This is a genomic window from Sporomusa sp. (genome assembly GCF_035561255.1).
Taxonomy (GTDB): Bacteria; Bacillota; Negativicutes; order Sporomusales; family Sporomusaceae; genus Sporomusa.
Genome location: NZ_DATMXX010000392.1, coordinates 1 through 12469 on the forward strand (window position 1 = coordinate 1; position 12469 = coordinate 12469).

10 protein-coding genes are annotated in these 12469 nt (G+C 45.6%); 5 read left to right on the forward strand and 5 right to left on the reverse strand.

Translation table 11 applies throughout. From position 1 onward, the window contains the following. Positions 1 to 719 (reverse strand): hypothetical protein (locus VN379_RS22320; protein WP_325537994.1); only part of this gene is annotated, 719 nt, incomplete at its 3' end. A gap of 143 nt (positions 720 to 862) precedes the next feature. Here VN379_RS22320 and VN379_RS22325 point away from each other — a divergent pair. Beyond that, on the forward strand, positions 863 to 1630 hold the full coding sequence (locus VN379_RS22325) for a sulfite exporter TauE/SafE family protein (protein WP_325525799.1): 768 nt from the start codon (positions 863 to 865) through the stop codon (positions 1628 to 1630). A gap of 49 nt (positions 1631 to 1679) precedes the next feature. Here VN379_RS22325 and VN379_RS22330 read toward each other — a convergent pair whose 3' ends face one another. Further along, positions 1680 to 2582, reverse strand: a complete 903-nt coding sequence (locus VN379_RS22330; RefSeq protein ID WP_325525800.1) for a chemotaxis protein — start codon at positions 2580 to 2582, stop codon at positions 1680 to 1682. 264 nt (positions 2583 to 2846) lie between these two features. Between VN379_RS22330 and mnmE the strand changes: the two genes are divergently transcribed. From mnmE to noc, 4 genes are all read left to right on the forward strand, one after another. Then, positions 2847 to 4235: a tRNA uridine-5-carboxymethylaminomethyl(34) synthesis GTPase MnmE gene (mnmE, locus tag VN379_RS22335; RefSeq protein WP_325538008.1), complete on the forward strand. Its 1389-nt coding sequence runs from the start codon at positions 2847 to 2849 to the stop codon at positions 4233 to 4235. Positions 4236 to 4307: 72 nt separating this feature from the next. Continuing rightward, complete coding sequence (gene mnmG / locus VN379_RS22340) at positions 4308 to 6182, forward strand: tRNA uridine-5-carboxymethylaminomethyl(34) synthesis enzyme MnmG (protein ID WP_325537996.1); 1875 nt, start codon at positions 4308 to 4310, stop codon at positions 6180 to 6182. Positions 6183 to 6200: 18 nt separating this feature from the next. Next, positions 6201 to 6920: a 16S rRNA (guanine(527)-N(7))-methyltransferase RsmG gene (rsmG, locus tag VN379_RS22345; protein ID WP_325537998.1), complete on the forward strand. Its 720-nt coding sequence runs from the start codon at positions 6201 to 6203 to the stop codon at positions 6918 to 6920. Positions 6921 to 6997: 77 nt separating this feature from the next. Next, a complete protein-coding gene (noc, locus tag VN379_RS22350) occupies positions 6998 to 7954 on the forward strand; it encodes a nucleoid occlusion protein (RefSeq protein ID WP_325538000.1) in 957 nt (318 codons plus the stop codon). Positions 7955 to 8380: 426 nt separating this feature from the next. Here the strand turns inward: noc and VN379_RS22355 are convergent, their stop codons facing one another. Genes VN379_RS22355 through VN379_RS22365 form a run of 3 tightly spaced genes read right to left on the reverse strand, consistent with a single transcriptional unit; the run spans position 8381 to position 12424 of the window. Further along, complete coding sequence (locus VN379_RS22355; RefSeq protein ID WP_325538002.1) at positions 8381 to 9322, reverse strand: ADP-ribosylglycohydrolase family protein; 942 nt, start codon at positions 9320 to 9322, stop codon at positions 8381 to 8383. Positions 9323 to 9362: 40 nt separating this feature from the next. Then, positions 9363 to 11738, reverse strand: a complete 2376-nt coding sequence (locus tag VN379_RS22360) for a homocysteine S-methyltransferase family protein (protein WP_325538004.1) — start codon at positions 11736 to 11738, stop codon at positions 9363 to 9365. Next, a complete protein-coding gene (locus VN379_RS22365) occupies positions 11738 to 12424 on the reverse strand; it encodes a methionine synthase (protein ID WP_325538006.1) in 687 nt (228 codons plus the stop codon). Before VN379_RS22365 ends, VN379_RS22360 begins: the two co-directional genes overlap by 1 nt. Positions 12425 to 12469: the final 45 nt, after the last annotated feature.

The following is a 12469-nucleotide window of genomic DNA, read 5'->3' on the forward strand; positions in this document are numbered from 1 at the left end:
TGGCCACAGAGGCAAAGGTCTTCGTGAGGTGCGCTATCAGAAAAATCCTCTGATATGTAACCGCAGCCATTACATGTTGTCTTTAGTTTTATTAAGTACCGTTTTGCTGCTTTGGCTTTATGTATGGCAGTTTCACTTATCAATACGGATTCTGCCGGCATTGTGAAGATTTTGGTTTGACAGCCGTCCGGATCAAAGTAGTTTATGGACAGGCTGTTTTCCTGGGGAGCGGCAGGGGAGTTGGTCATTTGGGTGTAGGGAATGATAAGCCAGCGGCAGTTTTTATCGTCTTCTGGCTTGTCAATAAAATATATGGCGTGGCTGGAAATAACTAATGCGCCGTCTTCGTCTAAAAAATTTGCCGGAACAATGGTAGATATTGTTTCGCCTAACCAGAGATTACTGGGGACATCAGCTAATAGTAATTGTAATTTAGGGCTTAAGTTCGAATAATGAGGATAAATTTTATCTAAAGGAAGCGAGGGAGGTATGCCGTCAGTGACAATTGTTATTGTTGCTTTCTCGGTTGTAAATGCCTGAAGGATATCAAGAATATTGTTAACTTTACCCTTATATATAATAACAGACGGCATCTGGTCAATAGCCATTTTTATGGCTAGTCTTCCACGTAATAATACGGTTTCCAGACGCCGCCGCAAGCTTTCCCGGCGGGGGCATCCTTTTAGGATAATGCTATAATATTTGTGTTCATAGACCATACAGGCACCTCACCTTCACTAAATATTGTACACTGCTGGTAAATTATTGACAATAAGAGAAAAGTGAAAAAATCCTTGATTTCTAAATAGTGTAAGGTTTATGATAATATCGTCGCATGTTTAACACAATAGGAGATGTTATTTTGGATTCCATTAGTCCTGAAGTCATTCTATTTTTACTTACAGCCGGATTTATTGCCTCATTTATTGACTCGGTAGTAGGTGGTGGCGGGTTGATCTCTTTGCCTGCACTTATGTTTACCGGTTTACCTCCTAGTGTGGTGCTGGGTACGAATAAATTGGCTAGTTCGCTGTGCTCAATGACAAGTACAATTTCATTTTTGCGATCAGGGAAAGTTGACTGCCAGCTGGTGACTTGGCTGTTTCCGTTGTCATTTGGCGGTTCAGTCCTGGGGGCATACACTGTTCGCCATATTCCACCGGAGTTTCTAAAGCCGCTTGTTATTGTGCTATTAGTGGTTGTGGCTATTTATACTGTTTTTAAAAAAGACTGGGGCTCAGAGTCAACTTTTCAGGGACTAACCCCTAAAACTAAGTCACTAATAGCGCTGGCTGTGTTTAGCATAGGTTTTTATGATGGCTTCTTTGGTCCTGGGGCAGGTTCATTTTTTATTTTTTCATTTTTGATGCTGGGCTTTGATTTTGTTGTAGCAGCAGGTAATGCGAAAGTGATGAATTTTGCCAGTAATATTGCAGCCGTGATTACGTTTATTTATCTTGATTCAGTGAACTTTCAGTATGGTCTTATCATGGGGGGCGCGATGATTGCCGGGGCAATTGCGGGCTCGCGCGTGGCCATTAAGAGCGGAACCGCCTATGTGCGTCCGTTATTTATCGGTATGACTAGCCTATTAATTGGCAAGCAATTATGGGATTTGATGATGAAATAATTGCTGGTCAAAAAAAGACGGCTACCCCCGGCAGAGGGTAGTCGTTTTTTTATAGAATAAATTTGTCAACAAGTTCAATTAGCTGGGTGATCTCAGGTTTTGAGACTTGTCCGTTTGCACCGATGGATTGGCCTTTAAGACGCATTTCCTCATTGATGAGCGAAGAAAAGATGACAACTGGTAAATGTTTTAACTTATCGTTCTCTTTGATGCGTTTTGTGAGATGATGACCATCCATTTGTGGCATTTCAATATCAGTTATCACAAGCTGGATTTTGCTCTCAATCGGTTCACCGCCAGCGGCTAATTGCTCAATTTTTTGCCAGGCATCCTGACCGTTCTCTGTAAGGATAACATTGGCATAGCCGGCTTTGTGCAGGGTGCCTAATAATAAATCGCGGAGCATCTTGGAATCTTCAGCTACCAAAATAGTCTTACTCTTGCGGATATCGATTATATCGGATGGTTTTTCCGTAACCTCATTAAATTTCTGGTTCATTTCAGGATTGATATCAGCCACAATCTTTTCGAAATCAAGCAGGACGACCATCTTGTCAGTCATTTTTATAATGCCGACAACCATATCCGAGTTTGCGATGTGGGGCGGCGGTTCCATGGCTGTCCAGGAAATTCGGTGAATCCGGGACACTTCGTCAACAAGGAAAGCAACATAGTAGTTGTTAAGCTCGCTTACAATAATCTTGGGCGCAGTTGTTGTCGATTGACTGCCCAGGCAGCGCGGGAGATTGATCAGAGGCATAACCCGTCCGCGCAGGGTAAAGATACCATCGACCCACGGATGGACGTTAGGCATTTTGGTGACAGGTATGGGGTTAATGACTTCCCTTACTTTCGCCACATTAATGCCATAGCTGACCGGGCCAATTGAAAATTCAACTATCTCAAATTCGTTAGTGCCAGTTTCCAGTAAAATACCCTTTTTATCAGACATTGCCATCCCTTCTTTCTCTTTCAATAACGGACAAAAACAGACAATTACAGATAACTACTATTTCTATGTTAGGGATGTTTTACCTGCTAGCAGCTTATCCATAATAATAATTTTATGTGTATTTTTGATCTGCTCAGAGAATACTATATTAATTATGCGTGCTTGCAGGAACATTGGAAAGTATAGGGAATAATAATACATTTACAGTATTAATTTATATACGAATCAGTGTTTAATATGGTTCAAGGAGTGGAGTTTTTGAATATGCTGACCGGCGATGATACAATTAGCGCTATAGCTACGGCGATAGGTGAGGGCGGCATTGGCATTGTCAGAATTAGCGGCCGTAAAGCTGTGACTATTGCTAACAAACTATTTATTAGTAAAACAGGTATGCAGACAACCAATATTGTGTCACATCAGGTTGTTTATGGTGAAATTGTTGACCCTGCCAGTGGCGAGACTGTTGATGAGGTTTTATTAATTATAATGCGTGCGCCCCATTCTTATACCCGGGAAGATGTTGTTGAAATCCATTGCCATGGTGGTCCAGTGCCATTAAAACGAATTTTAGACCTAACGCTTATACTGGGATCCAGGCTGGCTGAACCTGGCGAGTTTACAAAAAGGGCATTTTTAAACGGCCGGCTTGATCTGGCCCAGGCTGAGGCTGTTATTGATATAATCAGAGCAAAGACTGATGCCTCGCTTAAGACGGCAGTAGGTAATTTATCCGGACATTTATCAACTGAGATTAAACACTTGCGTTATAATATCCTCAGTATGATTGCTCAACTGGAAGCCGCTATTGATTTTCCGGAAGAAGATATTGAGGAAGCGGCAGCCGCTGATGTGGCTCAGCTTATTGTCAAAGCTAAAGCCGATATAGATAAACTGTTGGCCACAGCTCAGACCGGCCGGATATTACGGGAAGGCCTGGCAACTGTAATTATTGGTAAGCCCAATGTCGGCAAGTCAAGTCTGCTTAATGCCCTGCTGAGAGAGAAAAGGGCTATTGTTACTGACATTCCCGGTACGACCCGGGACATCATTGAAGAGTATGTTAATATCCGTGGCATACCGCTTAAAATAATCGATACTGCAGGAATTCGTGAGACGGCCGATGTTGTGGAGAGAATCGGGGTCGAAAAGGCTAAGGAACTAATAAATCAGGCTGATCTTATTCTGCTGCTCTTAGATGCCTCTGAACCACTGGCACCTGAAGACCGGGCAATACTAGAGCTGCTTTCCGGACAGCAGGCTATTATTCTCGTGAATAAGAGTGACTTACCATCCTTGCTCGATTTTGCCGAAATTGAGCAGCATATTGGCAGCCGGATGGTAGTAAAAATGTCGGTAACACAAGGCGACGGATTGGCTGAACTAGAAGAGAAAATTGCTAACTTAGTTTATGGTGGACATGTCAGTCAGGGTGAGGCCGCTTTTGTGAATAATGTTCGCCATGCTGATGCATTAAGGCATACTAATCAACGTCTTGCCGAGGCTTTGCTGACAATTGAGGACGGTATGCCGCCTGACTGTGTTGTTGTTGATCTGCGGGCTGCCTGGGAGAAGCTTGGTGGGATTACTGGTGATACCGTAGGTGAGGATATAATTGATCAGATATTTACTCAATTTTGTATTGGTAAATAGGAATGCGAGCAATACTTAGCTGCGCTGTTGCATTTACGCATAATAGTCTTGTTAATTAATGAGGTGGAGATTTTGTTTCAGGCAGGAACTTATGATGTAGTAGTTATCGGTGCAGGACATGCCGGCTGTGAGGCTGCGCTGGCTGCAGCGCGTCTGGGGTGCCGGACGCTGATTACTACGCTTAATATGGATAATATTGCAATGATGCCATGTAATCCGGCGGTAGGCGGACCGGCTAAAGGGCATCTGGTGCGGGAGATAGATGCGCTGGGTGGTCAGATGGGTATTAATACTGACAAGACCTGTATCCAAGTGCGGATGCTTAATACCGGCAAAGGCCCGGCTGTGCATGCCTTGCGGGCTCAGGCTGATAAACAGATGTATCAGTTGGCGATGAAGCATACCCTGGAAAAGCAGCCAAATTTGGACGTAAAGCAAGCGCTGATTGAAGATATTCTGGTTGAGAGTGGTCAGGTGACAGGGGTAGTTACTGAATTAGGGGAAGTGTACGGCGCTGCCTGTGTTGTTTTGGCTACAGGTACTTACCTGCGCGGCAAGATCATTATCGGTGATATTAATTATCCTGGCGGGCCGGCCGGGCAGCGATCGGCCATAAAGTTGTCTGAGACACTTCGCGATTTGGGTATCACGCTGATGCGTTTTAAAACCGGAACACCGGCCAGAGTGGATGCCCGGACTGTAGATACCGGTAAAATGACCATTCAGCCTGGTGATGATATAATTCATAATTTCTCCTTTATGAGTGACATTATTACCAGGGATCAAACGCCTTGCTGGCTTACTTATACCAATGAAGAGACGCATGCGATTATCAGAGCAAATATGCACCGCTCGCCTTTATATATGGGCATGATTGAGGGGACCGGGCCGCGCTATTGCCCGTCAATTGAGGATAAGGTTGTCCGGTTTGCCGATAAATTATCGCACCAGGTTTTTGTTGAACCAGAAGGGGCAGGCACTACTGAAATGTATGTTCAGGGGATGTCCACAAGCCTGCCTGTTGATGTGCAGTTAGCTTTCCTGCGTACTATTCCCGGCCTCGAGAAGGCAGAAGTCATGCGGGTCGGCTATGCAATTGAATATGATTGTGTTGATCCGACAGAGCTTAAACCTACCCTTGAGACTAAAAAGGTTCGGGGATTGTTTTCATCAGGTCAGGCTAATGGCACCTCCGGTTATGAAGAGGCAGCGGCTCAGGGGCTGATAGCCGGTATTAATGCTGCCCTGTTGGCACAGGCTAAGCTACCCTTTATTTTGTCGCGGTCAGATGCGTATATTGGCGTGTTAATTGATGATCTGGTGACTAAAGGTACTAGTGAACCATACCGGATTATGACATCACGGGCAGAATACCGGTTAATTCTTCGTCAAGACAACGCTGATCTTCGCCTAACGGAAAAAGGGCGTGAAATCGGTCTTGTTAGCAATGAGCGGTATGAGCGGTTTATTGCTAAACGCGAGACTATTCAAAGTACACTTTCGCTATTAAAAAGCAGGCAAATTACACCGGTGTCTGAAATACAGGCTAAACTGGCTGTGCTTGGTACGGCTGAGCTGCGGACAGGTATTACCCTGTATGATTTACTTAGACGTACAGAGATAACCTATGACGCAATGCGTACTCAGTTTGATTTGCCTGAGGTACCCCCATTAGTTAAGGAACAGATTGAGATTGCGGTTAAATATGAAGGTTATATTCAAAAACAGATTGAACAAGTCGAACGCTCGGCAAAACTAGAGACAAAACGGTTGCCAGAAGATATTGATTATAATCAAATTAACGGTTTGGCGTTAGAAGCCCGCCAAAAGCTCAATAAAATCCGGCCGCTGTCAGTTGGACAGGCTGCACGCATATCCGGAGTATCGCCAGCCGATATCTCGATACTCATGGTGTACCTGGAACAACGGCGAAGTAGGGCAGAGTAAAAAAAGGGGGGGCTGCTAATGGACGGCTTTAAAGAACTACTGGCACAAGCGGCTACTGAGTATGGTCTGTTATTATCAGAAAACCAACTGATAGCCATGGAGACTTACTATCGTCTCTTGATTGAATGGAATGAAAAAATCAACCTGACGGCCATTACTCTGCCACACGATGTGGCTGTTAAACATATGATTGATTCCCTGTCTTGTTACCGGGAGGATATCTTTTCATCTGATACCAGTGTGATTGATGTCGGCACAGGTGCCGGCTTTCCCGGTATTCCACTGAAGATTTATCGGCCTGATCTAAAGCTGACACTCATGGATTCACTTAATAAGCGGCTGTTGTTTTTGCGGGAGGTTACCGACACTCTTGAACTCCGCGGTGTTGAACTTGTACATGCGCGGGCTGAGGAGGGAGGCAAAAACAGGCAATACCGGGCAAAATTTCAGATTGCGGTTTCACGGGCCGTAGCGAGAATGAATGTTTTAAGTGAGCTCTGCTTGCCGTTTGTCCAGACCGGTGGTTATTTTATTGCCCTTAAAGGCGCTCAATATGAGGAAGAAGTGATAGAAGCAGCCACGGCGATAACTACCCTTGGTGGTAGGGTTGAACGAATGGAACCAGTTATCCTACCCGGCCTTGCTGATAAGAGGGCGGTCGTCTATATAAAAAAGGTTGCTGCTACACCTTCAGACTATCCCCGGCGTCCAGGAACACCTGAAAAAAAGCCGCTCTAATATAGAGGAAAATTCCAGTTGCTGCAGAATATATACAATAACGCAAGTCCGAACGTTGTTTTGTAGGTGGTGGAAACATGAGAAATTTGGCCAAGCTGTTTGGTCTTGGAGATGCTTCGCCAACTGTTCCCGAACTTGTTCTTGAGAGGAGTTCTGCCGTTGTTGTTGAAGAAATAGATGCAGCTAATACTGCTCCTAATACAGAAAATGATCTTGCTAGTGGATTACAATCAGTCCTAAAAGTATCGCCTGACATTATTATCCCCAATCCTTTTCAGCCGCGGAAAACCTTTAATGATGATTCTCTCCAGGAATTGGCAGCGTCCATTCGTGAGTTTGGTGTTATTCAGCCTCTTTTAGTACGTCGTCAAGGTGCCGTTTATGAGCTGATTGCCGGTGAACGGCGATTGAGAGCTTCGCGATTGGCCGGTCTACCTGAGGTTCCGGTAATAGTGCGGGAACTTGAGGATAAAGAAATGGCCGAGTTAGCCATGATTGAGAACTTGCAGCGGGAAGATTTGCACTTTCTGGAGGAAGCGGAAGGCTATCAGCATTTGATTGCGAGCTTTAATTTTACCCAAGAAGAACTTGCCCGGCGTGTAGGGAAAAATCAGTCAACCATTGCCAATAAGCTTCGGTTGCTAAAACTGGCTGTAGAGGTCCGTCAGGCCGTTGTCGGACAAAACTTAACTGAACGCCATGCACGTGCATTGCTGAAACTTGAGGATACTACGGTACAGATGGAGGTACTCGGCGGGGTTAAAGAAAAAGGCTTAAATGTGCGGGAAACCGAGGATTTAATTGAAACCTATACCGGAAATATTTCCCGGGAAAAGGAAAAACAGGCAACTCCTAAACAGACCGTCGTAAAGATCATAAAAGATGTGCGCATCTTTATTAATACTATTAACAGTGTAATCAGCCAAATGAAGAAAAGCGGTATGGATATTAAGGTTAAGCAGGATATTGATGGTGATTATGTTAACATCAGTATTCAGGTTAAGAATTATCGCCAGAAACAGCCTGTAAAATAAGAATTCTTAAAAGGTTCATAGGTCTCAACAGATATTCATAATTTTGCAGTATGATATAGTCAGGGGGTATCCCGCGTACACTAATCATGAGGCGAAGTTATGAATAAAAATTGTTAATGAGAGTGTAACCACTATTGCTGTTGTAATTGCCGGTAGCTGGATGTTCAAGTTGGGCAAGCAACATCAGGGTAGGTTGGAGCAGATGATTAAGGATAGTATTATCTTTGCTGAGTAGGCCAAAGCGAAAGCACGTAAAATGTCTGAGGTTGATAAAAATAAATCGTACTATGTTACCCTCCACGTTAGGAGGGGTTTATTTTCCTAATTAATATTATGAACAATACTAATAAGTCCTGGCACCACGTGAAAATGTGGCACCAGGACTTTTGGTATATCAATATAAACTCTTGTCTTAAAAGGAATAAGTTAAGTTTTGAGCAGGTAGTCACCGGTTAGGCTTAGCTGCAATAATTGATCAGCAATATCTTCAATATATTCCCGCTGGTATAGTGTAGTAAGCCACTCAGCGGGTATGGCGTTTATACCATAATAGGCACCGGCTAATTGTCCGTAAACTGCGCCGGTGGTGTCGGCATCATTACCTAAGTTGACGGCCAGAAGCGCGCCCTGGACAAAACTGTTACTACGATAAAAAGCCCAGAGAGCAGCCTCTAATGAATCTGCGACATAGCCTGTGCCGCAGATGCCGGGGGGGTTTTTATGTTTAAACGAACCGCTTGCAATATCTGCTATCTTACCAGTTAAGGGGTGATTCCAACCTTTGGATAGCGGCGAATAATCGGTAGATAGTAATATGGTTTTGTCAAGGCCCTGGAGTGCGCCGATGGTTAGAGCAGCTAAATACCGGCAGCCGTCTTTGGCTTCGGCAGCTCCATGGGTGGTACGAGAGCTGTCAGCAGCCAGATCAATGGCTAGAGGGGGATTAGCCGCAAATGTTAGTGGAATAGGCGCCAGGCGCATGATAGAGCCATTTCCGGCGGTGTGAGGACTGTCTGACCCGGCATAGGGTTGACCTGTACAGATATAGGAATCAAGAGCCGTACGCACAGTTTTGCCGATATCGAAGCATTGGCCGGTGCTGCTTAAGTACCCGTTCTTATACCAGCGGACATAGTGCAGCATCTGGTCAGCAGGATTAAATCCCCGGCATTTGATTAAACTTTCTGCCAGACATAAGGCCATGCTGGTATCGTCAGTCCACATTCCTGGTTTAAGGTTATGTTTTCCACCGGCAGTTAGCCCGGTTACCGGTGGAAAGCTGCCCGGTGTTTTAAACTCAAGTGGCATTCCCAAGGCATCGCACACAGCCAAACCAAGTAATGTACCACGGTATCGACCTTGATCCATGACAAGCTCCTCCTTCGCAGCAGGTAGGGAAGCAGGCGCACTAATTGTTACTGCTGAGTAGCTGTTTGGCAATATTGACAGCGGCTACGCCGTTGGCGGCATAGGCATCAGCGCCAGCCTGCTGCGCATAACTTTCGGTAAGGACAGCACCACCAACAATTGTTTTGACGCCAAAGCCTGCGGCTTTGAGAGCATTAATAGTTATGTCAACTTGAGGGAGTGTGGTGGTCATAAGTGCGCAGAGCCCAACGATGTGGGGGTGGTGCTCTTCAGTAGCGGCTACAATAGTTGCCGGGGCAACATCTTTACCTAAGTCAATGACTGTAAAGCCATTATTCTCCATCAAGGCGGCGACGATGTTTTTGCCGAGGTCGTGAATATCTCCTTTGACTGTAGCTAATAGTACAGTGCCCAAACTCTGGGTAGTGTGGGCCGGTAAAACCTCTTTAATTGTGTTAAAGGCGGTACGCATCGTTTCAGCCGATAATAATACCTGAGGTAAAAAGCAGCGGCCCTGGCCGAAAGCTTGGCCAACTTCATTCATGGCCGCTGTCAAGGCCTGGTCGGTAATGGTAAGCGGGGAGTAGTCTTCAGCAAGTGCTTGGCGGATGAGAGGGGCTACACCTGTCGTTTCGCCATTAATTACTGATTGGCGAATTTGTGTTAATATATCCGGTGCAGTATTAGTAATCGTAACCGTCTGGGTAGGCATATCAACATACTTTTTGCTGTAAGCGATTGCTTGACTGTCGTGTCCGCTTAAGGCGGTTGTGGCTGACCAGATATCCTGCATAAGAGGGTCGAAGGGATTGAGGATTGGCGCATCAAGACCTGATGCCAGTGCCATAGCACAAAATGAGGCATTCATTAAATCACGTCTGGGCAGTCCGAAGGATACGTTGCTAAGACCCATAACGGCAGGACAACCCAATTGCTCCCTATATAATTTAAGTGTTAACAGTGTTTCTGCTGCCGCCCGGGCATCTGTTGCTACTGTCATAACCAGGGCGTCGAGTAGCAGGTCGTGGCGGTTTAGGCCATGCTCTATGGCAATGTCAATAATTTGCTTAGCAACTTTTACGCGTTCTATAGCTGTAGTAGGAACACCATTGTCAGACAGCGGCAGGCATAATACTGTCGCGCCATATTTTTTTGCTAATGGCAGAAAACTTTCCAGTCTTTCTGATTCGGCTGTGACCGAATTAATCAGGGCGCGGCCGGGATAGGCCTTGAGTCCAGCTTCAAGTGCGGCCGGATCAGTTGTATCGATAGCCAGTGGAACATCAACTAAAAGCGATAATTCTTCGATAACCTGCTTCATGACTGCCGTTTGGTTGATGCCAGGAACCCCCATATTAACATCCAGGATACCGGCGCCGGCTTTAATTTGGGCGAGTGCCTCTTTTTTAACTGCCACAAAGTTACCTTCTTTAATTTCCTTTGCTAAGGCTTTGCGGCCAGTAGGGTTAATACGCTCGCCGATAATGACCGGTGCAAACCGGGGGCCAAGGTATGTGGTGCGGGTGCGACTGGTTAAGGCTGTGAAGCCGCTGTGTTGCCGGTACTTAGCCTGAATTGTGAGGCTGTCTACAGTTTGCCTGATTGCTTTAATATGAGCAGGGGTAGTACCACAGCAGCCCCCGATAAAGGTGGCCCCTGCAGCTATCAGCTTGGGAATCCATGCAGCCATTTCATCTGCTTTCATGGGGAAAACGGTCTGGCCGTTTATTAGCTCCGGCATGCCGGCGTTAGGCTGAACGCTGATCGGTATGGAACACGACTGGGCTAGTGTTTCAATTACCGGTAAGAGCTGGGCAGGGCCTAAAGAGCAGTTAGCGCCGATTATTGTTGCCCCCATGGCTTCCAGGGTAATAGCGGCTGTGCAGGGATCTGTACCTGTTACGGTACGGCCGTCGGCATCAAAAGACAACTGGCAAATAATTGGTTTGCGGGTTGCTGCTTTGGCTGCCAGTAGTGCTGCTCGCATCTCCTGAATATCGATAATGGTTTCTATAATTAAAAAGTCAATTCCAGCTTGATCAAGGGCGCTTATCTGTTCAAAAAACACATCATAAGCGGTGTCGAAGGGCAGGTCGCCAAGTGGGGCAATAAACTTTCCAGTCGGACCGACAGAACCGGCTATTTTGGCATGATTGCCGGTAGCTTGCCGTGCAGCAGCTACAGCTGCTGCATTTATTGCAATTGTTTTATTTTCCAGTCCGTAATGGGCTAACTTTATGCGGTTAGCGCCAAAGGTATTGGTTTCAATGATTGTTGCACCGGCCTCTACATATTGGCGATGGATTAAGGTTACCTTTTCGGGCTGTTCAATATTCCATAATTCAGGACATTCACCTGGTTCCAGACCTGCTTGGTGCAACATTGTTCCCATTGCACCGTCGAAAATATGTATCATTAAGTATTTGTCTCCTTTCGTGCCTGACAATCCGGCTGTCCGCATTTGTCGCATGATAATACTTGTTCATGATTTAACCCCAGTGCCTGGTGGTAAGGATACAAACCAATGATGGCGGTGACTGATTTGCGCGGTACCAGCATTTTGGTATCTGTAACGCTAAGGTCAATGGCAGAACCTGAGGCTAAGTCTAATATCTCTGGTTGTACTTCGACTGGCCAACCACCATAACCGGGGCTAAACCGGCGGCCTGTTGTAAGTCCTGAACGGGCTGCTTGCCCGGATATTACATAACAGACCGCATCACAGGTCATTTCTACTGCTGTTGTTCCGGCTGCATCTAATAATAGGCCTAGTGTATACTGATTTTTGGAAAAAAGGTTGGATACTTCTTGCTCAAGCGATATTCCAATTGTAACAGCCATTACTGCTACTTCTGCTGCCCCGGCGAGATGCCTGATAATACCCTCGGCTGTTAGGTTTAGAGGCATAGGAGACATAATGGTATGTGAATCCTGGTCATAGGTATAGATCTGCCAAACTCCTTTTGGGGTGGCTAATAACTGGGCCTGAGTGCATGCTTCAGTAAGGAGTGTAGCGGAAAAATCTGCTTTACCGCCTAACCCTGCATAGCGTTTGGTTTCATCAAGGTCAATAGTCGTTAACCGGGGATAATAAATCGGCATTGGGGAAGACCTCCTTAATGAAGTGCGGTATTATTAGCATTATAT

Coding starts and splice junctions, on each gene's coding strand:
- VN379_RS22330 (WP_325525800.1), bottom strand. CDS start 2,582: ATGTCTGATAAAAAGGGTATTTTACTGGAAACTGGCACTAACGAATTT.
- mnmE (WP_325538008.1), top strand. CDS start 2,847: ATGCTGACCGGCGATGATACAATTAGCGCTATAGCTACGGCGATAGGT.
- rsmG (WP_325537998.1), top strand. CDS start 6,201: ATGGACGGCTTTAAAGAACTACTGGCACAAGCGGCTACTGAGTATGGT.
- noc (WP_325538000.1), top strand. CDS start 6,998: ATGAGAAATTTGGCCAAGCTGTTTGGTCTTGGAGATGCTTCGCCAACT.
- VN379_RS22355 (WP_325538002.1), bottom strand. CDS start 9,322: ATGGATCAAGGTCGATACCGTGGTACATTACTTGGTTTGGCTGTGTGC.
- VN379_RS22360 (WP_325538004.1), bottom strand. CDS start 11,738: ATGATACATATTTTCGACGGTGCAATGGGAACAATGTTGCACCAAGCA.
- VN379_RS22365 (WP_325538006.1), bottom strand. CDS start 12,424: ATGCCGATTTATTATCCCCGGTTAACGACTATTGACCTTGATGAAACC.